Origin of the sequence: Bacillus sp. FSL P4-0290, assembly GCF_037975435.1 — a bacterium.
Taxonomy (GTDB): Bacteria; Bacillota; Bacilli; order Bacillales; family Bacillaceae; genus Bacillus; species Bacillus subtilis.
Window position 1 is genome coordinate 1,886,497 of record NZ_CP150253.1, and the last position, 20,710, is coordinate 1,907,206.

Genomic DNA, 20,710 nt, shown 5'->3' on the forward strand with positions numbered 1-20,710 from the left:
GGTGACCATGTTTACAGGAATTATCGAAGAAACAGGCACAATCGAATCCATGAAAAAAGCAGGGCATGCAATGGCCTTAACTATTAAATGCTCAAAGATTTTAGAGGATGTTCATCTTGGCGACAGCATTGCAGTGAACGGCATTTGTCTGACTGTCACTGATTTTACAAAAAATCAATTCACAGTGGATGTTATGCCTGAAACAGTCAAAGCTACGTCACTGAATGATTTAACAAAAGGAAGCAAAGTAAATCTGGAAAGAGCGATGGCGGCAAACGGCCGTTTCGGAGGCCATTTCGTCTCAGGCCATGTCGACGGAACTGCGGAAATCACACGAATTGAAGAGAAAAGCAACGCAGTTTACTATGATTTAAAAATGGACCCGTCATTAACAAAAACATTGGTTTTAAAGGGATCAATTACTGTGGATGGCGTGAGCTTAACCATATTCGGCCTGACAGAAGACACAGTGACGATCTCCTTAATACCGCATACGATCAGCGAAACGATCTTTTCAGAAAAAACGATCGGCTCTAAAGTGAATATCGAATGCGATATGATCGGAAAATATATGTATCGATTTTTGCATAAAGCCAATGAAAATAAGACCCAACAAACCATTACAAAAGCCTTCTTAAGCGAAAACGGCTTTTAGAGAGGAAGATTTGCATGTTTCATCCGATAGAAGAAGCACTGGACGCTTTAAAAAAAGGCGAAGTCATCATCGTTGTAGATGGTGAAGACAGAGAAAATGAAGGAGACTTTGTGGCTCTTGCCGAGCATGCAACGCCGGAAGTCATTAACTTTATGGCGACACATGGGAGAGGACTGATCTGCACGCCGCTCAGTGAGGAAATCGCAGACAGGCTTGATCTTCACCCTATGGTTGAGCATAATACAGACTCTCACCACACTGCATTTACCGTAAGCATAGACCATCGTGAAACGAAGACAGGTATCAGCGCTCAAGAAAGATCTTTTACCGTTCAAGCATTGCTGGACAGCAAATCCGTGCCATCTGATTTTCAGCGTCCGGGGCACATTTTTCCACTGATTGCGAAAAAAGGAGGTGTCCTGAAAAGAGCGGGCCATACAGAAGCTGCTGTTGATCTTGCTGAAGCTTGCGGATCTCCAGGAGCCGGCGTCATTTGTGAAATTATGAATGAAGACGGAACGATGGCGAGAGTGCCTGAGCTCATTGAAATTGCGAAAAAGCATCAATTAAAAATGATCACCATTAAGGATTTGATTCAATACCGTTACAATCTGACAACACTTGTCGAGCGTGAAGTTGACATTACGCTGCCTACTGATTTTGGGACATTTAAGGTTTATGGATACACAAATGAGGTAGATGGAAAAGAGCATGTCGCATTTGTGATGGGAGAGGTGCCGTTCGGAGAAGAACCGGTATTGGTCCGGGTGCATTCAGAATGTCTCACAGGTGACGTGTTTGGGTCTCATCGCTGTGACTGTGGACCGCAGCTGCACGCCGCGCTGAACCAAATTGCCGCAGAAGGCCGTGGAGTGCTTCTGTACTTGCGCCAAGAAGGACGAGGCATCGGTTTAATCAATAAATTAAAAGCTTATAAGCTTCAGGAACAAGGTTATGACACCGTAGAAGCCAATGAGGCGCTTGGATTCTTGCCGGATCTTCGCAACTATGGCATCGGAGCACAAATTTTACGCGACCTCGGTGTCCGGAATATGAAGCTTTTGACGAATAATCCGCGAAAAATCGCAGGCCTTGAAGGCTACGGACTCAGTATTTCAGAAAGAGTGCCGCTTCAAATGGAGGCGAAAGAACACAATAAAAAATATTTGCAAACCAAAATGAACAAGCTAGGTCATTTACTTCATTTCTAATCACAAATATCACAAAAAAGGATGGGAATCATATGAATATCATACAAGGAAATTTAGTTGGTACAGGTCTTAAAATCGGAATCGTAGTAGGAAGATTTAATGATTTTATTACGAGCAAGCTGCTGAGCGGAGCAGAAGATGCGCTGCTCAGACATGGCGTAGACACAAATGACATTGATGTGGCTTGGGTTCCAGGCGCATTTGAAATACCGTTTGCTGCGAAAAAAATGGCGGAAACAAAAAAATATGATGCTATTATCACATTGGGCACTGTCATCAGAGGCGCGACGACACATTACGATTATGTCTGCAATGAAGCTGCAAAAGGCATCGCGCAAGCAGCAAACACTACTGGTGTACCTGTCATCTTTGGAATTGTAACAACTGAAAACATCGAACAGGCTATCGAGCGTGCCGGCACAAAAGCGGGCAACAAAGGTGTAGATTGTGCTGTTTCTGCCATTGAAATGGCAAATTTAAACCGCTCATTTGAATAATTTGCTGAAAACAGTTTAAAAATATGGCGAAAATGATATAATGTGAGAAAACGGATCACCTATTCGTATCCGTTAATAGCAGACTGGACATTTTGGATATAGAGGGGTTTTTATGTTAATTCGTTATAAAAAATCGTTTGAAAAGATTGCGATGGGGCTTCTTTCGTTTATGCCGAATGAAAAAGACCTTAAGCAGCTTCAGCAGACAATTAAGGACTACGAAACGGATACAGACCGCCAGCTCTTTCTTTGGAAAGAGGACGAGGATATCGTCGGAGCAATCGGAGTCGAAAAAAAGGATTCTGAGGTTGAGATCCGGCATATCAGTGTGAATCCTTCTCATCGCCATCAAGGAATCGGAAAACAGATGATGGATGCTTTAAAGCATTTATTCAAAACGCAAGTACTGGTTCCAAATGAATTAACGCAGAGCTTTTTCGAACGTTGTCAAGGTCAGCAGGATCAAGACATTTCATACAATAATTAAGCAGAGGCTGTCATCAGCCTCTGCTTTTTTTTCTGCGTTCTATTTCTCTTTCACGTTCACGGATGACGTCAGTCCGATCCCGCAAACGGTGTTTGTCGATCAGAAATATGTTCCTGAGTGCACTGGGCTGCCCCCATGTATACTTTTTTTTCCTGCATTCGATCCTGCATGCTTCCTCCAGTTTCTCATCTTTGATTGGCAGCATAATGCTTTTATAGGCAGAGCCGGTTTCGATTTGTTCGTAAACCGATTGCATAAGTTCGAGCAAACGGCCATGATCGAGCCCTAAGTCTTCGACTGCCCGATGTTCTGCTTGAAGAATCCGGATGCTGTTCGCCATCAGTCTTTTTGCCCCGGCTGTATTCTGCCTTCTGTGATGATATAAAGCAACTGCAAGCTGAATAAAGCCGACCCAATAGCGTTTTCGTTTCTTTGGCGGATCTTCCTTCCAATATTCTTCTAATATTTCATGGCATTCAAAATAATCCCGTGTCGCATGAAACTCAACGAGATAATCTATATAAGCTTTCGGATACAAGGTGCTTCCTCCTTTAATGTGCTTTTAGTGTACCATAGAAGGGATAAAAGGAAAAAAGAACGCCCGGCCTCTAGTGCTTCTTAGAAAGGAAAACCAGAAGCAAAGGCTTTTTCTCCCGCTTCTGCGCTCCGAGCAAACACCTCTTGTGTTTTGAATATTCTGTACAAACTCCTTCAAAACAGGATATGAAATAGTATTGGACGAGAGCTTTTTGGTGGCTTATACTATAGGGTAGCCAGTTTTTCCGGCAATGAGAGTGATACTTGAAAATGGTGAGATGATGGAAGAATATCAAGTGAAAATTGATACGTTTGAGGGCCCATTGGACCTGCTGCTTCATTTAATCAATCGTCTTGAAATTGACATATATGATATACCTGTGGCGAAGATCACTGAACAATATTTATTATATGTACATACGATGCGCGTGCTTGAGCTCGACATTGCCAGCGAGTATTTGGTTATGGCTGCCACGCTGCTCAGCATTAAAAGCAGAATGCTGCTCCCGAAGCAAGAGGAGGAGCTTTTTGAAGATGAATTACTTGAAGAAGAAGATCCGCGGGAGGAACTGATTGAAAAGCTGATTGAGTACCGAAAATATAAAGATGCGGCGAAGGATTTAAAAGAACGGGAAGAAGAAAGACAAAAATCGTTCACGAAACCGCCGAGTGATTTGAGTGAATATGCAAAAGAAGTAAAACAGTCTGAGCAAAAGCTCTCTGTCACGGTCTATGATATGATCGGAGCTTTTCAAAAAGTGCTGAAACGCAAAAAAATAAACAGGCCGATGGAAACAACAATTACAAGACAGGACATACCAATCGAAGCCAGAATGAACGAAATCGTGCACAGCTTGAAATCTAGAGGAACGAGAATTAACTTTATGGATCTGTTTCCATATGAGCAAAAAGAACATTTAGTAGTGACCTTTCTAGCTGTTCTTGAGCTGATGAAAAATCAGCTGGTCCTCATTGAACAGGAGCACAATTTTTCAGATATTTACATTACGGGGAGTGAATCCATTCATGGGGCTTGATATCGTGAATTGGAAAGCTATTGTGGAAGCCCTTCTTTATGCGGCAGGCGATGAAGGGCTTACAAAAAAGCAGCTGTTAACAGTGCTTGAAATCGAAGAGCCTGAACTGAACACGATCATGGCGGATGTGGCGGACGAATACCGCGGAGATACACGAGGGATTGAACTTATTGAGTATGCAGATACGTACATGCTCTCTACCAAAAAAGACTTTGCGCCTTACTTGAAAAAACTGATTGAAGTGCCGTCAAAGGGCCTTTCTCAAGCATCTTTAGAAGTACTGGCCATTGTTTCATACAAACAGCCAATTACGAGAGCAGAAATTGAAGAAATCAGAGGAGTAAAATCAGAGCGGATTTTACACAGTCTTGTCGCGAAGGCGCTATTGTGTGAAGTAGGGCGTGCCGATGGTCCGGGGCGGGCCATTTTATACGGTACTACGCCGACTTTTCTTGAACAATTCGGTCTGAAAACGCTGGACGAGCTTCCGCCGCTGCCTGAAAATGCGGAAGAAGACGTTCTTCAAGAAGAAGCAGATTTATTTTTTGAAAACTTTAACCAAACCTTCGAAGATATAAAATAGAAGTTTAATGAATCGCGCTTTTTCATCATCATAAGATATAAGGAAGAAGCTATCATGAAAGAAGCAAAATGTGAGAGACAAATACATGAGGGGAAGATACCAAACGAAATGGGACATTCGATTGTGCGAGCGCAGACTCAAAAAACAGGCGAATTCTTATCAATGGTTGTCAATACCGTGAACGATTACCTAAATCAAACGACGCTTGAGTCCTTACAGGCTGAATTGCCTATTGAAAAAGGATACTGCTGTGATGTGCTTAGCACTCTGAGAAGAATGGCAGTATTTTGTGAAGGAGGCGCAGAAGCGTGCCGCCGTCTCCTGATGCAGGAGCCTTTTCAGGAAGCCAGAGCGGAAAAAACACTTTATAATGTGTATCACCAATGCATTGAAGAGTTCTTTATGCCGAAAAAAGACACGTGGTGTGAAAATAGCCGGGCGTCTTATACCGGGGTCAGCGCAATTGAGTTTTATCATGCTGTTCCTGCGTCGCTTGAGCAATTATTATTGCCGTTGAGCGCGGCCTTTCTGAAGATGAGGGAAGAGCTGGCTCATTACGAAGCGTCCGGATCAAGCATGGCGCCAATCAGATAACGTTTACTCTCCCTTTTTCAGGGAGAGTTTTTTTATGTTTGCTTCCAGAAATATAATTGTTATTCATAACTGATGGACATGCGCATAAACTTGTACAAACCACCACAAGGACGTGAGCAAACATGCGCATTTTCAAAAAAGCAGTATTCGTGATCATGATTTCTTTTCTTATTGCAACCGTAAATGTGAATACAGCACATGCTGCTATAGATGTCAGTGCAAAAAGCGCGATCATTATTGACGGTGCGTCAGGCAGAGTGTTATATGCCAAGGATGAGCATCAAAAAAGGCGGATCGCGAGCATCACAAAAATTATGACCGCCGTCCTCGCCATCGAATCCGGCAAAATGGATCAAACAGTGACGGTTTCGGCAAATGCTGTCAGAACAGAAGGCTCCGCCATTTATTTAACAGAAGGTCAAAAAGTGAAGCTGAAAGATCTTGTGTATGGCCTGATGCTAAGATCAGGAAACGATGCCGCTGTCGCGATTGCTGAGCATGTCGGTGGGAGCCTCGATGGGTTTGTTTATATGATGAATCAAAAAGCCGAGCAGCTTGGTATGAAAAACACCCGTTTTCAAAACCCGCACGGATTGGACGACCATGAAAATCATTATTCAACAGCCTATGACATGGCCATTTTAACTAAGTATGCTATGAAGCTGAAAGACTATCAAAAGATTTCAGGCACAAAAATATACAAAGCGGAAACGATGGAAAGCGTATGGAAAAACAAAAACAAACTGCTGACCATGCTTTATCCGTACAGCACAGGAGGAAAAACAGGCTATACAAAACTTGCAAAACGGACACTGGTCTCTACGGCTTCAAAGGACGGCATTGACCTGATAGCCGTCACCATTAATGACCCTAATGATTGGGATGACCATATGAAGATGTTTAACTATGTGTTTGAGCATTATCAAACCTATTTAATTGCAAAAAAAGGGGATATTCCAAAGCTGAAAGGCACATTTTATGAATCGAAGGCTTTTATCAAACGTGATATCACCTATTTGCTGACCGAAGAGGAAAAAGAAGATGTGAAAATTAATACCACACTGCTCAAGCCGAAAAAAGCATGGGAAAAAGATGCCTCGAAAATCCCTGACATCGTAGGGCACATGGAGATCATGTTCAACGATGCAACCATCGCAAAAGTGCCGATCTATTATGAAAATGAGCGGCATCAAAAACCGAAGAAACAATTTTTTGAAACGTTTAAATCAATCTTTCTGAATGCGGCAGGCGGAGCAAAATGGTCAATATAATTTGGGTCAGTTTAACCGTGATCGGACTCGTTTTTGCGATGTGCAACGGAACTCTGCAAGATGTAAATGAAGCCGTGTTTAAGGGTGCGAAAGAAGCGATTACGATCTCATTTGGATTGATGAGCGTGCTTGTTTTCTGGCTTGGCTTAATGAAAATCGCCGAGCAGTCAGGGCTTTTGGATATTTTCAGCCGGATGTGCAGGCCTTTTATATCTAAACTGTTCCCTGATATACCGCCGGATCACCCGGCGATGGGCTATATTTTATCTAATCTTATGGCGAATTTCTTCGGCCTCGGAAATGCAGCAACTCCGCTTGGCATTAAAGCAATGGAACAAATGAAAAAGCTGAACGGAAACCGATCGGAAGCAAGCCGGTCGATGATTACTTTTTTAGCTGTTAATACGTCCTGCATCACACTCATCCCGACAACGGTGATCGCTGTCCGAATGGCTTATTCCTCCAAAACGCCGACAGATATCGTCGGGCCAAGCATTTTGGCAACGCTTATTTCCGGAATCGGTGCCATTATCATTGATCGGTATTTTTATTACCGCCGCAAAAAGAAGGGAAGGTGAGCGGATGGAAATCATCAACTGGCTGTCTTTAGCCATGATTCCAATCATTATTGCCGGAATTCTTCTTTATGGAACGATCAAAAAGGTTCCGACATATGAATCGTTTGTCGAAGGCGGAAAAGAGGGGATAGAAATCGCCTTTTCCATTATCCCCTATTTAGTCGGAATGCTTGTCGCTATAACTGTTTTCAGATCATCAGGCGCGCTTGATTTTATAATGGATCTTTTAAAACCGGCTTTCTCCGCTATCGGCCTCCCTGCTGAAGTAGTGCCGCTTGCTCTGATCCGCCCGATCTCCGGTACGGCCGCACTCGGAATGACGACCGATTTAATTGCAGTATACGGGCCCGATTCCTTTATCGGCAGGCTGGCTTCCGTCATGCAGGGATCTACAGATACAACGCTTTACGTACTGACTGTGTATTTCGGAGCAGTCGGCATTAAAAAAATGGGTGATGCATTAAAGGTGGGACTTCTTGCAGATTTAATCGGCGTAGTTGCATCTATCATCATCGTTACGTTATTATTTGGGAGCGCCTGAAAACGGCGTTTTTTTTAGATTTGGCATAGGAATTTGAAAAAGCTTGTTTGTTAAGGTTGAAAAAAGTAAGATAATACTTGAGGTGAAAGACATGGAAAGACTGCAAAAAGTGATTGCTCATGCCGGAGTTGCGTCGCGCAGAAAGGCAGAAGAGCTGATTAAAGAAGGAAAAGTAAAGGTGAATGGCAAAGTAGTAACAGAGCTAGGTGTTAAGGTCACCGGTTCTGATCAGATTGAGGTAAACGGGTTAAAGGTTGAACGCGAAGAGCCGGTTTACTTTCTCTTATATAAACCAAGAGGCGTTATTTCCGCAGCGCAAGATGATAAAGGACGCAAAGTGGTGACGGACTTTTTTAAAAATATTCCGCAGCGCATTTATCCGATTGGGCGTCTGGACTATGATACGAGCGGTCTTTTGCTTTTAACCAATGACGGCGAATTCGCCAATAAGCTAATGCATCCTAAGTATGAAATAGACAAAACATACGTGGCGAAGGTGAAAGGAATCCCGCCTAAAGAGCTGCTCAGAAAGCTGGAGCGCGGAATTAGGCTGGAGGAAGGCAAAACAGCGCCTGCTAAAGCGAAGCTGCTGTCTTTGGATAAGAAAAAGCAGACAAGCATTATTCAGCTGACGATCCATGAGGGACGCAACAGACAGGTGCGCCGCATGTTTGAAGCGATCGGACATGAGGTAATCAAGCTGAAGCGTGAGGAATACGCGTTTTTAAACCTGCGAGGCCTGCACACGGGCGATGCCAGAGAGCTTACGCCTCACGAAGTAAAAAGGCTCAGAGCACTGGCGGATCACGGTAAAAACGCTTTCTAAATTTCACATAACCTTCAAAAAGTAAGAAATGTGAAATGAACGTGCAATGATATAATTGAATGGATCTGCAATAGGGGGAAGGGGGCAGTGGACAATGAAGAAAAAAAGGCGTTTATTCATTCGGACCGGCATCCTTCTCGTTTTAATCTGCGCACTCGGCTATACCATTTACAACGCTGTATTTGCCGGCAAAGAGAGTATATCCGAAGGGTCCGACGCACCGAATTTTGTCCTAGAGGATACGAATGGGAAACGTATCGAGCTCAGTGACTTAAAAGGGAAAGGTGTTTTTTTGAATTTCTGGGGTACATGGTGTGAACCGTGCAAAAAAGAGTTTCCTTATATGGCAAACCAATATAAGCATTTTAAAAGCCAAGGTGTTGAAATTGTCGCTGTAAATGTTGGGGAGTCAAAGATAGCAGTACATAATTTTATGAAATCCTACGGAGTCAATTTCCCGGTTGTTCTGGATACAGATCGCCAAGTGCTTGATGCCTATGACGTATCTCCGCTTCCGACAACCTTTTTGATCAATCCGGAAGGAAAAGTTGTCAAGGTGGTGACCGGCACTATGACAGAAAGCATGATACACGATTATATGAATCTCATAAAACCCGGAGAGACTTCGGGATGAAGCAAGTCAAATGTGAATGCGGACATATAAACCCGGTCGGAACCGTTTTATGCGAATCGTGCGGAAGAGCTCTTCAGGAAACTCAACCTCCGCTCGCTGATATGAGATATGACGGAAGCGCAAGACGTTCGCAAACCTATAACAAAACGATCATCGACAAAATTTGGAATTTCTTTTCCTCGGTTAAGGTGGGAATATGGCTTATCGTCATAACCCTTGCCGCATCAGCGTTCGGCACCATTTTTCCCCAGGAAGCCTATCTGCCTCCGGGCGCACAGGCTGATACTTATTACAAGGAGCAGTACGGCACGTTTGGCCAGCTTTATTATTTGCTCGGGTTTCATCATTTATATGGTTCTTGGTGGTATTTGCTGCTCATTGCCTCGATCGGCATTTCACTCGTGATTTGCAGCCTTGATCGGGTCATTCCGTTGTACAGAGCGTTAAAAAACCAAGGCGTCAGAAGGAGCCCGGCTTTTTTAAGAAGGCAGCGCTTGTTCAGTGAAACAGTTACTGTACTGAACGGGGAATCGAAAGAAAAGATAGTTGCTCTATTAAAGAAAAAACATTATAGAATCAGAGAAAAAGAGGGCAGCATTCTTGCTGAAAAAGGACGCTTTTCCCGCTGGGGCCCGTATGTCAACCATATTGGATTGATCATCTTTCTGATTGGTGCGATGCTGAGATTTGTGCCTGGCATGTACGTCGATGAGACGCTTTGGGTCAGAGAAGGCGAAACCGCAGCAATTCCGGGTACAGACGGAAAATATTATTTGAAAAACAATCAATTCAGTGTAGAGACCTATAACAGCAAAACAGAAAAAAAGGTATTTGCAGATGCCATTGACAGAGTCGGGGACGGTAGAGTGGCAAAGAACTTTCAAACCGATGCCGTACTCTACAAGAGAGAAGGAAAAATTGTTTATGGCGAGAAGCCGAAGCTGAAAAAAGTAACAGAAGAAGACATCCGTGTCAATCAGCCGCTGCGTTTTGATTCTTTTTCCGTTTACCAGGTGGATTACAAAGAGAATCAGCTTGACCAAATGGTGTTCCAGCTGATTGATAAAAAAACAAAAAAATCCTTTGGGAGCCTGAAGATCAACCTTCTGGATCCAGATTCGGTCTATGATCTTGGCAACGGTTACAAGGTGGAAATCGCCAGCTACCTGCCAGACTTCTATTTTAATCAGGACGGAGAGCCGAGCACAAAAACAAAGATCCCTAACAATCCGGCTTTTGTCTTTAATATTATAACGCCGGACAAACCGAAAGGCGAAAAGAGCTTTGTCGCCATCCAAGAAACCATCGAAGGATCAGGCAATAATAAATACAAGCTGAAATTTGACCATGTCGAAACGAAAAACATTACTGGACTTACAGTCAGAAAGGATCTGACACTCTGGGTGCTTGCTGTCGGCGGAGCCATTTTTATGATCGGTGTCATTCAAGGTATGTACTGGCAGCATCGAAGAATTTGGCTGCACTCACAGGACGGCGCAGTTATGGTGGCAGGGCATACCAATAAAAACTGGTTTGGCCTGAAGAAGGATTTAGCATTTATACTGGCTGATTCCGGACTGACTGAACCGGCGGACCAAAAAGAATTAATCAAAACACAGAAATAGGCGAAAAGGGAGTGATGTCATGGCAGAGCTGAGCGGAAATTTTCTTTATGCGGCCTTTCTTGTGTATTTAATCGCTGTCCCAATCTTCGGCGGGGCCATACGCGGGAATAAAGATAAAAAGGGCAGGCCAAACCGATGGGCCAACATTGGAATCACCCTTTCTATTGTCGGTTTTTTCTGCCACCTTGGATATTTCATCACAAGGTGGGCTGCCAGCGGCCATGCGCCTGTCAGCAATATGTTTGAATTCACCACCGCTTTTGGCATGATGCTTGTTTTGGCGTTTATCATTCTTTATTTTCTCTATAGATTGCCTTCATTAGGCCTGTTTACGCTGTCAATTGCTTTATTGCTGATTGCCTACGCCAGCATGTTTCCGACAGATATCTCGCCTTTAATTCCTTCGCTCCAAAGCAACTGGCTGTATATTCATGTAACAACGGCCGCGCTTGGGCAAGCTATACTTGCCATCAGCTTTGTCGCTGGTGTCATCTTTCTTTTGAAGCATGTAGACCAGACAAAGCCAAGCAAAAAGACCTTCTGGCTTGAAGCGATTATGTTTATCCTGGTCACAACCGTCGCCTTTATTGCAATCACATCAGCATTTCGTCTTGCAGGCTATGAAGCGGAGTTTAACTGGGTGGACAAAAATAAAGAAAAAAGCGTGATGGTGTACGAAATGCCCGCGCTTGTCGGTCCGCATCAGGGAGAGCTTTTGACCGAAGGAAGAATGGAACCGCTTGTTGATCTTCCCGCGCTTTTCTCAGGCAGAAAAGTGAACACTGTCATTTGGTCATTTGGAGCAGGTCTTGTGTTGTATGGGGCTCTCCGTCTGATCATCAGAAAAAGAATCAGCGCTCTATTACATCCGCTGGTGAAAAACGTCAATCTTGATCTGGTGGATGAGGTTGGGTACAGGGCCGTATCAATCGGATTTCCGATCTTTACACTCGGCGCGCTGATCTTTGCAATGATTTGGGCTCAGCTCGCCTGGACCAGATTTTGGGGCTGGGACCCTAAGGAAGTATGGGCGCTGATCACGTTTTTGTTCTATGCCGCTTACTTGCACTTAAGACTGTCAAGAGGCTGGCACGGTGAGAAGTCAGCATGGCTGGCCGTAATCGGTTTTGCTATTATTATGTTTAATTTAATATTTGTAAATCTTGTGCTTGCCGGACTTCATTCTTATGCATAGTCCTTTGAAAGCGACACAGTTCTCAAACTTTCTCACGATTTGATAAAATGAAAGTAACAGAAGGAAAGCAGGGGGAAAACATGGACCAAACGAACGAAACAAAAATATTAGTAGTTGATGACGAAGCCAGAATTCGCCGCCTTTTAAGAATGTATCTTGAACGTGAAAATTATGCTATAGATGAAGCGGAAAATGGTGATGAGGCCATTGCCAAAGGGCTTGAAGCCAATTATGACTTAATTTTGCTTGATCTGATGATGCCGGGGACTGATGGAATTGAAGTGTGCCGGCAAATTCGTGAAAAAAAAGCGACACCCATTATTATGCTGACCGCAAAAGGAGAAGAAGCAAACCGGGTGCAGGGGTTTGAAGCGGGAACAGATGATTATATTGTTAAGCCGTTCAGCCCGAGAGAAGTCGTGCTGCGTGTAAAGGCCCTTTTGAGAAGAGCATCCCAAACCTCTTATTTCAATGCCAATACACCGACGAAAAATGTGCTCGTGTTTTCACATCTGTCCATAGACCATGACGCTCACCGCGTAACAGCTGATGGTACAGAAGTGAGCCTGACGCCAAAAGAGTATGAGCTTCTATATTTCTTAGCGAAAACGCCTGACAAGGTGTATGATCGGGAAAAGCTTCTGAAAGAAGTGTGGCAATATGAGTTTTTTGGTGATTTACGGACAGTGGACACTCACGTCAAACGCTTGAGAGAGAAGCTGAACAAGGTTTCTCCGGAGGCTGCGAAAAAAATTGTCACCGTATGGGGTGTAGGTTATAAATTTGAGGTCGGCGCTGAATGAAATTTTGGAAAAGCGTAGTAGGCAAGCTGTGGTTTACGATCCTTTCACTCGTCTTGATCGTATTGTTCATTTTAACGGTTCTTTTGCTGGAGTTTATTGAAAACTACCATGTGGAAGAAGCCGAGAATGATTTAACACAGCTTGCGAATAAAGTTGCTGTCATCCTAGAAAATCACGAGGACCAGGCACTGGCAAGGTCAATCACTTGGGAGCTCGCTGATAACTTAACAAGCATTGCCATCATCCAGGATGAGAAGAACCACTGGTATTCTCCGAATGATAAAAATCGCCTGTCGTCTATTACGGTTGAGCAAATACAGCATGACAAAGACTTAAATAAAGCTCTCAAAGACCATAAAAAAGTAAGCAAACGGACGGGACTGAGCGATACAGACACGGATAATGAACGCCTGATTGTAGGTGTCCCGTATGAAAAAGACGGAAAGAAAGGCATGGTCTTTTTATCCCAGTCTTTGCTTGCCGTTAAAGATACAACAAAACATACGACCCGCTATATTTTTCTTGCCGCTGGAATTGCGATTGTGCTGACCACATTTTTCGCATTCTTTTTATCAAGCAGGGTCACGTACCCTCTCCGAAAAATGAGAGAAGGCGCGCAGGATTTGGCGAAGGGCAAGTTCGATACAAAAATCCCGATTTTAACTCAGGATGAAATCGGTGAACTGGCGACCGCTTTTAATCAAATGGGCCGGCAGCTTAACTTTCATATCAATGCGCTCAATCAAGAAAAAGAGCAGCTTTCTAACATTTTGAGCAGTATGGCTGACGGGGTTATTACCATTAATATTGACGGTACGATTCTTGTGACCAACCCGCCGGCTGAACGTTTTCTTCAGGCTTGGTATTATGAACAGAACATGAATATCAAAGAAGGCGACAACCTTCCGCCTGAAGCAAAAGAGCTGTTTCAAAACGCTGTCAGCACTGAAAAAGAACAAATGATTGAGATGACGCTGCAAGGCAGATCATGGGTGCTTTTGATGTCGCCGCTTTATGCGGAATCGCACGTAAGAGGAGCGGTTGCCGTACTGCGTGACATGACAGAAGAACGCCGCCTTGATAAGCTGCGGGAGGACTTTATCGCAAATGTCAGTCATGAGCTGAGAACACCGATCTCCATGCTTCAGGGATACAGTGAAGCAATTGTTGATGACATTGCAAGCTCTGAAGAAGACCGGAAAGAAATTGCCCAAATCATTTATGACGAATCACTCCGAATGGGCCGTTTAGTTAATGATTTGCTTGATTTAGCCCGAATGGAATCAGGCCATACAGGCTTACATTATGAAAAAATCAATGTGAATGAGTTTTTAGAAAAGATCATCCGGAAGTTTTCCGGTGTTGCGAAAGAAAAAACTATTGCTTTAGATCATGACATTTCTCTCACAGAAGAGGAATTTATGTTTGATGAAGACAAGATGGAGCAGGTATTTACCAATTTGATTGATAACGCGCTGCGGCATACTTCAGCCGGCGGCAGTGTCTCCATTTCAGTCCATTCTGTGAAGGATGGATTGAAAATTGATATCAAAGACTCCGGGTCCGGCATACCGGAAGAAGATCTGCCATTTATCTTTGAGCGGTTTTATAAGGCAGATAAAGCGCGGACAAGGGGCAGAGCAGGAACCGGGTTAGGGCTGGCTATCGTTAAAAATATCGTGGAAGCCCACAACGGATCAATCACTGTGCACAGCCGAATAGATAAAGGAACAACATTTACTTTTTATATTCCGACAAAACGGTAAAATCGAGTCTGAATTTGCCGAAGAATCTTGTTCCATAAGAAACACCCGCTGACTGAGCGGGTGTTTTTTTAATAGCCAACATTAATAAAATTTAAGGATATGTTAATATAAATTCCCTTCCAAATTCCAGTTACTCGTAATATAGTTGTAATGTAACTTTTCAAGCTATTCATACGACAAAAAAGTGAACGGAGGGGTTTCAAATGGAAGAAACCTTTCAATTATTATATGATACATATCATCAAGATTTGTACCAATTTTTATTTTATATGGTAAAGGATAAAAACCAGACAGAAGACCTTCTTCAAGAGGTTTATATCCGGGTATTAAATTCTTATCATACGTTTGAAGGAAGAAGCAGTGAAAAAACATGGCTATTGTCTATCGCACGCCATGTTGCGATAGACTGGTTCCGTAAACAGCAAACAATCAGACAGCGTATACTCGGTACATTTGACTGGGATACACAGGATGTCAGGGATCAGCAATTGCTACCGGACGAACTTGCGGTTCAACATGAAAATGTCCGGGAAATTTATGCTGCGCTTGATCAATGTACAATCGATCAAAGAGCTGTGATTATCTTGCGGTTTATTCAGGGATATTCAATACAGGAAACAGCCAAGGCTCTGCGCTTCTCGGAAAGCAAAGTAAAAACGACCCAACACAGAGGGCTCAAAGTACTTCGGAAACATATGGAGCTTTTGAGGGAGGAGCTAATGGATGATGAAGTCAGAATGGAACGAAGAACAGATAAAGGAGTTGTTAAGTCAACTTCCGGCAGTTAAAGACCATCGTTCGCCTCAGGATATTTACAAGCGGCTGACGATGGCAAAGCGTAAAAATAAGCCCGCTGTCAGGTGGATTGGCCCCGCGTGTGCCGCTGCAATTGCGGTTTATATCGCCTTCATTATTTCTCCTCATTTCTTTGATCAGGCACAGCCTCAACAAAAAGAAGCGTCCCAAGAGAACGCAGTAACGAAAACTGAGACAGAAGACAGCCCAAAAGCTGCATCGTCCTTGGATCATACATCGTTTGTTGTACCTGAAAAGGAACAAGACAATTACATCACTGTAGCAGTTGCTGATGCCGATACATCCGCAATCATACCCGTCAGCATCCAAAAAACAAATGCAGACCAAACGATCCAGGATATGCTGTTTGAAAGTAGTGAATTGGGCATCCTTGATCATGCCATTACAATTCCAACCTTCATAGATGAAGTAGAAATAAAGGAAAAACCAAAGCAGAAGGAATTAAGTATACGAGTCCATCAGCCAGCTACGGCATTTTCTGTAAAAGATGATACACTGTTAAAAAAATTGCTTAAAGAATCCTTAAAATGGAGTCCTTATGAAAAAGTCAAATTTTTATCGGATCAAAATGAGACTGGGGTTCGGATTGGCTCATATGGCACTTTTACGGAAATTTCGATTCCCAAACAGTCAAAACGATCCTACTACTTGTACCAAAATAAACAAGGACAAGACTTTCTCGTTCCGTCAAATCATTCTTTTGATACAGTAAAAGAAGCGATTAAGGAAATGGAATCGAGCAGCCAAGAAGATACGACACCTCTTATTCAAGCGGGTGCTGTCCAATCTGTAACGAAGAAACAGAAACACTTATATATCCGCTTTTCAAAGGACTCAGAAGTTGAGGATTCTATTGCCGGTATTTTAATGATTGAGGGACTTCTTTTAACCGCAAAAGAGTTTGGCTTCACAGAAGTGACCTTTGCGGAAACCAGAACGAAAAAAATCGGCAAATATGACGTATCAGATGCAATTCCGGTGCCAGCTGCTCCAAATCCGATTTCCTTAAACTAAAAAGAGCCCTTTAAGGCTCTTTTTTAGTTGCTATTCATATAATAGAAATTTTCAAAAAAAAGTTGTACGTGTATAATAAAACAAGGTAACGATTGAAAGGATTTGAGATGAGTGAACGTGTTAACGATTAAAGGAGTTTCCATTGGGGAAGGGATGCCGAAAATCATCGTTCCGCTGATGGGAAAGACGGAAAAACAAATTCTGAATGAAGCAGAGGCTGTAAAATTACTGAATCCGGACATTGTTGAATGGAGAGTCGACGTATTTGAAAAAGCTAATGACAGAGAAGCGGTCACAAAGCTCATTTCTAAGCTTCGTAAATCTTTAGAAGACAAGCTATTTCTATTTACATTCAGAACCCACAAAGAGGGCGGGAGCATGGAGATGGACGAAAGCTCCTATCTTGCTTTGCTGGAATCGGCAATCCAAACAAAAGACATCGATCTGATAGACATCGAATTATTTTCAGGAGATGCAAATGTAAAGGCGTTAGTATCGCTGGCGGAAAAAAACAACGTCTATGTGGTGATGTCAAATCACGACTTTGAAAAAACACCTGTAAAAGATGAAATTCTTTCCAGACTTCGAAAAATGCAGGACTTAGGCGCGCATATTCCAAAAATGGCTGTTATGCCGAATGATACTGGAGATCTCCTAACACTGCTTGATGCGACGTATACAATGAAAACAAAATATGCAGACCGCCCCATTATTACAATGTCAATGGCTGCAACAGGGCTCATCAGTAGGCTGAGCGGTGAGGTTTTTGGATCGGCTTGTACTTTTGGAGCTGGAGAAGAGGCGTCCGCACCAGGTCAAATACCTGTTTCTGAGCTAAGGAGTGTCTTAGATATTTTGCATAAAAACACACGGGGATAGAAATAAAAAAACTCAAGCTATATAGATAGCTTGAGTTTTTTTGATTATGGCAGATCAATGAGTTTCACAGACACAATATCAGGGACATTTGTTAGTTCTTTCACAATTTTATCTTCCAGATGTCTGTCAAAGGAAAGCATCATGATGGCTTCTCCGCCTTTTTCCTTACGGCCAACCTGCATAGTTGCAATGTTAATATCGTTATCTCCGAGAATACGTCCTACTCGGCCAATGACACCTGTTGTATCTTGATGCTGGATATACACCAAGTGACCTGTCGGATAAAAATCAATATTAAATCCATTGATCTCGACAATTCGTTCTCCGAAATGAGGAATATACGTAGCCGTTACAGTAAAGGTGCTGCGGTCTCCTGTCACTTTTACGCTGATGCAGTTATCGTATCCAGATTCAGAAGAGGAAATTTTTTCACTGAAGCTGATGCCGCGTTCTTTTGCGACACCCCCGGCATTGACCTCATTAACAGTAGAGTCAACGCGCGGTTTTAAAAAGCCTGACAGAAGGGCTTTTGTAATGAACGATGTTTCAAGTTTAGCAATTGTGCCTTCATATTGAATGGCAACATCCTGTACTGGTTCTTTCATGCACTGTGATACAAGGCTGCCAATTTTTCCTGCAATTTGATGGTAAGGCTTAATTTTAGCAAATTCATCTTTTGTCATGGCAGGCAGGTTGATAGCTGACATGACAGGCAGGCCTTTTGCGAACTGCAGAACTTCTTCTGACACTTGGGCGGCGACATTGAGCTGTGCTTCTTTCGTTGATGCTCCCAAGTGAGGAGTGGCAATGACTAATGGATGATCAACAAGTTTGTTGTCAACTGGCGGTTCGACTTCGAAAACGTCAAGAGCCGCTCCCGCAACATGCCCGTTTTCCAAAGCTTCGAGAAGTGCTGCTTCATCGATAATTCCGCCTCGCGCACAGTTAATTAAGCGAACGCCTTTTTTCGTTTTTGCAATCGTTTCTTTATTCAATAAGCCTTTTGTTTCTTTTGTTAAAGGCGTGTGAACGGTAATGATATCCGCACTTTCAAGCACTTCTTCAAATGTACGGCTGTTTACGCCGATTTTTTTCGCTCTTTCTTCCGTTAAGAAAGGATCAAAAACGTGCACTGTCATACCGAACGCTCTCGCACGCTGTGCAATTTCACTTCCGATTCGGCCTAATCCTACAATACCAAGCGTTTTTCCATAGAGCTCTGAACCCACATAAGCTGTGCGGTTCCACTCTCTGGATTTCACTGAGATATTAGCCTGCGGAATGTGTCTCATTAAAGAAGAGATCATTGCAAATGTATGCTCAGCTGTCGAAATGGTGTTGCCGTTCGGAGCATTGATCACGATTACCCCGTGTTTCGTAGCCTCATCAATATCGATATTATCGACACCGACACCGGCTCTTCCGACAATTTTTAAAGAAGTCATTTTGTTGAAAAGGTCTTCTGTTACTTTTGTCGCACTTCGCACCAAAAGAGCATCAAAAGTATGTAATTCATCTTCTGCATCTGCTACGTTTTTTTGAACGATTTCAATAAAGTCTGATTCAATAAGTGGCTGTAAACCGTCGTTGCTCATTTTGTCTGAGACCAATACTCGAAACATCGTTAGATTTCCTCCTAAATTGACAAACTAAATATCTGATAATTTAACATATTCTCAAAAGAGTGTCAACGTGTATTGACGCAGTAAAGGATAAAAGTAAAGCCTAATAAATCAATGATCTGACAGCTTGCAGGTAATATATTTAATTTGAAGCAATTCTCTATACAGCCAACCAGTTATCGTTTATAATGTAATTAAATTTCATATGATCAATCTTCGGGGCAGGGTGAAATTCCCTACCGGCGGTGATGAGCCAATGGCTCTAAGCCCGCGAGCTGTCTTTACAGCAGGATTCGGTGAGATTCCGGAGCCGACAGTACAGTCTGGATGGGAGAAGATGGAGGTTCATAAGCGTTTTGAAATTGAATTTTTCAAACGTTTCTTTGCCTAGCCTAATTTTCGAAACCCCGCTTTTATATATGAAGCGGTTTTTTTATTGGCTGGAAAAGAACCTTTCCGTTTTCGAGTAAGATGTGATCGAAAAGGAGAGAATGAAGTGAAAGTAAAAAAATTAGTTGTGGTCAGCATGCTGAGCAGCATTGCATTTGTTTTGATGCTGTTAAATTTCCCGTTTCCGGGTCTTCCGGATTATTTAAAAATCGATTTTAGCGACGTTCCCGCAATTATTGCCATTCTGATTTACGGACCTTTGGCGGGTATTGCCGTAGAAGCGATAAAAAATGTTCTTCAGTATATCATTCAGGGAAGCATGGCCGGAGTTCCTGTAGGGCAAGTTGCGAATTTTATTGCAGGAACACTCTTTATATTACCGACTGCTTTCTTATTTAAAAAACTCAACTCAGCAAAGGGCTTGGCTGTCAGCCTGCTTTTGGGAACTGCAGCGATGACCATTTTAATGAGTATTTTAAATTATGTTCTGATTCTTCCGGCATACACGTGGTTTTTACATTCACCGGCATTATCCGACAGCGCGCTAAAAACAGCAGTCGTCGCAGGTATCCTGCCGTTTAACATGATAAAAGGTATTGTAATTACGGTTGTATTCTCACTAATTTTTATCAAGCTTAAGCCATGGATTGAGCAGCAGCGAAGTGCACATATCCATTAAATAAAAAAGCTCCCGTTCGGGAGCTTTTTTTAGTTACTTCTATTCAAATTTAAGCGGGTCGCCTTCAAATGGCTCATCCGCCACTTTGATGGAATCAGTAGGGCATCCTTCAAATGCGTCAATCATATCTTCTTCCAGTACCTCAGGAACTTCGACAACACCTTTGTTTTCATCAAGCGTTACGAACGCGATGCCTTCATCATCGTAATCGTAAATGTCTGGTGCAGCAGCTCCGCAAGCGCCGCATGCAATACATGTATCTTTGTCTACGATTGTGTACTTTGCCATGAATAAAACCTCCCAGATTGTTCTTGGTGGAACAAATGGATCAATCTTTATATTTAATCAATTTAACACCTATTCCTCTTACTTATTGTAATGATGTTGCTGCCACATTTCAACAGAAAAATGATTGAGAATGCTTATCACATAAGGGGTTATCTACATAACATCCCCCTTAATGATGACTT

General features: G+C 42.8%; 23 protein-coding genes and 1 riboswitch. Of the genes, 20 read left to right on the forward strand and 3 right to left on the reverse strand.

From position 1 onward, the window contains the following. The first annotated feature begins 7 nt into the window (after positions 1 to 7). The 4 genes from ribE to ribT all read left to right on the forward strand — a co-directional run bounded on the left by ribE (position 8) and on the right by ribT (position 2,850). Positions 8 to 655, forward strand: a complete 648-nt coding sequence (gene ribE, locus MKY10_RS10135; protein WP_004398505.1) for a riboflavin synthase subunit alpha — start codon at positions 8 to 10, stop codon at positions 653 to 655. A gap of 14 nt (positions 656 to 669) precedes the next feature. Beyond that, the gene (locus MKY10_RS10140) at positions 670 to 1,866 is read left to right on the forward strand and encodes a bifunctional 3,4-dihydroxy-2-butanone-4-phosphate synthase/GTP cyclohydrolase II (protein WP_048655117.1); all 1,197 of its coding nucleotides are present in this window, start codon (positions 670 to 672) and stop codon (positions 1,864 to 1,866) included. Between the two features lie 32 nt (positions 1,867 to 1,898). Next, positions 1,899 to 2,363 (forward strand): 6,7-dimethyl-8-ribityllumazine synthase, encoded by a 465-nt coding sequence (gene ribH / locus MKY10_RS10145; protein WP_003223915.1) that lies wholly within the window; start codon positions 1,899 to 1,901, stop codon positions 2,361 to 2,363. 112 nt (positions 2,364 to 2,475) lie between these two features. Beyond that, on the forward strand, positions 2,476 to 2,850 hold the full coding sequence (gene ribT / locus MKY10_RS10150) for a GNAT family N-acetyltransferase RibT (protein ID WP_003223910.1): 375 nt from the start codon (positions 2,476 to 2,478) through the stop codon (positions 2,848 to 2,850). Between the two features lie 13 nt (positions 2,851 to 2,863). On the opposite strand, the gene MKY10_RS10155 is transcribed toward ribT, so the two are convergent. Next, complete coding sequence (locus MKY10_RS10155; RefSeq protein WP_032722049.1) at positions 2,864 to 3,388, reverse strand: DUF309 domain-containing protein; 525 nt, start codon at positions 3,386 to 3,388, stop codon at positions 2,864 to 2,866. A gap of 280 nt (positions 3,389 to 3,668) precedes the next feature. On the opposite strand from MKY10_RS10155, the gene scpA reads away from it, so the two are divergent. From scpA to aroD, 15 genes are all read left to right on the forward strand, one after another. Then, complete coding sequence (gene scpA, locus MKY10_RS10160) at positions 3,669 to 4,424, forward strand: segregation/condensation protein A (protein WP_003246108.1); 756 nt, start codon at positions 3,669 to 3,671, stop codon at positions 4,422 to 4,424. After that, positions 4,414 to 5,007 (forward strand): SMC-Scp complex subunit ScpB, encoded by a 594-nt coding sequence (scpB, locus tag MKY10_RS10165; protein WP_003223904.1) that lies wholly within the window; start codon positions 4,414 to 4,416, stop codon positions 5,005 to 5,007. Before scpA ends, scpB begins: the two co-directional genes overlap by 11 nt. A gap of 54 nt (positions 5,008 to 5,061) precedes the next feature. After that, the gene (locus MKY10_RS10170; RefSeq protein WP_004399065.1) at positions 5,062 to 5,601 is read left to right on the forward strand and encodes a YpuI family protein; all 540 of its coding nucleotides are present in this window, start codon (positions 5,062 to 5,064) and stop codon (positions 5,599 to 5,601) included. Between the two features lie 122 nt (positions 5,602 to 5,723). Then, positions 5,724 to 6,872, forward strand: coding sequence for a D-alanyl-D-alanine carboxypeptidase DacB (gene dacB / locus MKY10_RS10175; RefSeq protein ID WP_014480157.1), 1,149 nt, complete (start codon positions 5,724 to 5,726; stop codon positions 6,870 to 6,872). Next, positions 6,860 to 7,450 (forward strand): spore maturation protein SpmA, encoded by a 591-nt coding sequence (gene spmA, locus MKY10_RS10180; RefSeq protein WP_004398980.1) that lies wholly within the window; start codon positions 6,860 to 6,862, stop codon positions 7,448 to 7,450. The genes dacB and spmA overlap by 13 nt, the downstream gene beginning before the upstream one ends. Before the next feature lie 4 nt (positions 7,451 to 7,454). After that, entirely contained in the window at positions 7,455 to 7,991 is a 537-nt protein-coding gene (gene spmB / locus MKY10_RS10185) for a spore maturation protein SpmB (protein WP_048655118.1), read from the forward strand. Between the two features lie 91 nt (positions 7,992 to 8,082). After that, positions 8,083 to 8,817 (forward strand): 23S rRNA pseudouridine(2605) synthase RluB, encoded by a 735-nt coding sequence (rluB, locus tag MKY10_RS10190; protein WP_004398815.1) that lies wholly within the window; start codon positions 8,083 to 8,085, stop codon positions 8,815 to 8,817. 94 nt (positions 8,818 to 8,911) lie between these two features. After that, complete coding sequence (resA, locus tag MKY10_RS10195; RefSeq protein WP_003230513.1) at positions 8,912 to 9,451, forward strand: thiol-disulfide oxidoreductase ResA; 540 nt, start codon at positions 8,912 to 8,914, stop codon at positions 9,449 to 9,451. Further along, positions 9,448 to 11,076, forward strand: coding sequence for a cytochrome c biogenesis protein ResB (gene resB / locus MKY10_RS10200; protein ID WP_014477216.1), 1,629 nt, complete (start codon positions 9,448 to 9,450; stop codon positions 11,074 to 11,076). The genes resA and resB overlap by 4 nt, the downstream gene beginning before the upstream one ends. Positions 11,077 to 11,095: 19 nt before the next feature. Further along, on the forward strand, positions 11,096 to 12,271 hold the full coding sequence (gene resC, locus MKY10_RS10205) for a cytochrome c biogenesis protein ResC (RefSeq protein ID WP_015714189.1): 1,176 nt from the start codon (positions 11,096 to 11,098) through the stop codon (positions 12,269 to 12,271). Positions 12,272 to 12,351: 80 nt separating this feature from the next. After that, a complete protein-coding gene (gene resD / locus MKY10_RS10210; protein ID WP_003246107.1) occupies positions 12,352 to 13,074 on the forward strand; it encodes a DNA-binding response regulator ResD in 723 nt (240 codons plus the stop codon). Then, positions 13,071 to 14,840, forward strand: coding sequence for a sensor histidine kinase ResE (resE, locus tag MKY10_RS10215; RefSeq protein WP_015251795.1), 1,770 nt, complete (start codon positions 13,071 to 13,073; stop codon positions 14,838 to 14,840). The genes resD and resE overlap by 4 nt, the downstream gene beginning before the upstream one ends. 203 nt (positions 14,841 to 15,043) lie before the next feature. Beyond that, positions 15,044 to 15,628 carry an RNA polymerase sigma factor SigX gene (gene sigX / locus MKY10_RS10220; protein ID WP_003230521.1) on the forward strand — a complete coding sequence of 195 codons (585 nt, stop codon included), beginning with the start codon at positions 15,044 to 15,046 and terminating at the stop codon, positions 15,626 to 15,628. Further along, on the forward strand, positions 15,564 to 16,670 hold the full coding sequence (gene rsiX, locus MKY10_RS10225; RefSeq protein ID WP_015251796.1) for an anti-sigma-X factor RsiX: 1,107 nt from the start codon (positions 15,564 to 15,566) through the stop codon (positions 16,668 to 16,670). Before sigX ends, rsiX begins: the two co-directional genes overlap by 65 nt. A 111-nt stretch (positions 16,671 to 16,781) precedes the next feature. Further along, positions 16,782 to 17,549 (forward strand): type I 3-dehydroquinate dehydratase, encoded by a 768-nt coding sequence (gene aroD, locus MKY10_RS10230; protein ID WP_046381154.1) that lies wholly within the window; start codon positions 16,782 to 16,784, stop codon positions 17,547 to 17,549. A gap of 44 nt (positions 17,550 to 17,593) precedes the next feature. Here the strand turns inward: aroD and serA are convergent, their stop codons facing one another. Continuing rightward, positions 17,594 to 19,171, reverse strand: coding sequence for a phosphoglycerate dehydrogenase (gene serA, locus MKY10_RS10235; protein ID WP_004398713.1), 1,578 nt, complete (start codon positions 19,169 to 19,171; stop codon positions 17,594 to 17,596). A gap of 208 nt (positions 19,172 to 19,379) precedes the next feature. Continuing rightward, positions 19,380 to 19,514, forward strand: a riboswitch (FMN riboswitch). Between the two features lie 153 nt (positions 19,515 to 19,667). On the opposite strand from serA, the gene fmnP reads away from it, so the two are divergent. Continuing rightward, positions 19,668 to 20,240, forward strand: a complete 573-nt coding sequence (gene fmnP / locus MKY10_RS10240; RefSeq protein ID WP_004399159.1) for a riboflavin transporter FmnP — start codon at positions 19,668 to 19,670, stop codon at positions 20,238 to 20,240. Between the two features lie 39 nt (positions 20,241 to 20,279). Here the strand turns inward: fmnP and MKY10_RS10245 are convergent, their stop codons facing one another. Further along, positions 20,280 to 20,528, reverse strand: coding sequence for a ferredoxin (locus MKY10_RS10245; RefSeq protein WP_003225461.1), 249 nt, complete (start codon positions 20,526 to 20,528; stop codon positions 20,280 to 20,282). Positions 20,529 to 20,710: the final 182 nt, after the last annotated feature.

Coding starts and splice junctions, on each gene's coding strand:
- dacB (WP_014480157.1), top strand. CDS start 5,724: ATGCGCATTTTCAAAAAAGCAGTATTCGTGATCATGATTTCTTTTCTT.
- serA (WP_004398713.1), bottom strand. CDS start 19,171: ATGTTTCGAGTATTGGTCTCAGACAAAATGAGCAACGACGGTTTACAG.
- spmB (WP_048655118.1), top strand. CDS start 7,455: ATGGAAATCATCAACTGGCTGTCTTTAGCCATGATTCCAATCATTATT.
- ribE (WP_004398505.1), top strand. CDS start 8: ATGTTTACAGGAATTATCGAAGAAACAGGCACAATCGAATCCATGAAA.
- rsiX (WP_015251796.1), top strand. CDS start 15,564: ATGATGAAGTCAGAATGGAACGAAGAACAGATAAAGGAGTTGTTAAGT.
- resD (WP_003246107.1), top strand. CDS start 12,352: ATGGACCAAACGAACGAAACAAAAATATTAGTAGTTGATGACGAAGCC.
- MKY10_RS10140 (WP_048655117.1), top strand. CDS start 670: ATGTTTCATCCGATAGAAGAAGCACTGGACGCTTTAAAAAAAGGCGAA.
- ribT (WP_003223910.1), top strand. CDS start 2,476: ATGTTAATTCGTTATAAAAAATCGTTTGAAAAGATTGCGATGGGGCTT.
- rluB (WP_004398815.1), top strand. CDS start 8,083: ATGGAAAGACTGCAAAAAGTGATTGCTCATGCCGGAGTTGCGTCGCGC.
- resE (WP_015251795.1), top strand. CDS start 13,071: ATGAAATTTTGGAAAAGCGTAGTAGGCAAGCTGTGGTTTACGATCCTT.
- MKY10_RS10170 (WP_004399065.1), top strand. CDS start 5,062: ATGAAAGAAGCAAAATGTGAGAGACAAATACATGAGGGGAAGATACCA.
- sigX (WP_003230521.1), top strand. CDS start 15,044: ATGGAAGAAACCTTTCAATTATTATATGATACATATCATCAAGATTTG.
- ribH (WP_003223915.1), top strand. CDS start 1,899: ATGAATATCATACAAGGAAATTTAGTTGGTACAGGTCTTAAAATCGGA.
- spmA (WP_004398980.1), top strand. CDS start 6,860: ATGGTCAATATAATTTGGGTCAGTTTAACCGTGATCGGACTCGTTTTT.
- resC (WP_015714189.1), top strand. CDS start 11,096: ATGGCAGAGCTGAGCGGAAATTTTCTTTATGCGGCCTTTCTTGTGTAT.
- scpA (WP_003246108.1), top strand. CDS start 3,669: ATGGAAGAATATCAAGTGAAAATTGATACGTTTGAGGGCCCATTGGAC.
- MKY10_RS10245 (WP_003225461.1), bottom strand. CDS start 20,528: ATGGCAAAGTACACAATCGTAGACAAAGATACATGTATTGCATGCGGC.
- resB (WP_014477216.1), top strand. CDS start 9,448: ATGAAGCAAGTCAAATGTGAATGCGGACATATAAACCCGGTCGGAACC.
- scpB (WP_003223904.1), top strand. CDS start 4,414: ATGGGGCTTGATATCGTGAATTGGAAAGCTATTGTGGAAGCCCTTCTT.
- resA (WP_003230513.1), top strand. CDS start 8,912: ATGAAGAAAAAAAGGCGTTTATTCATTCGGACCGGCATCCTTCTCGTT.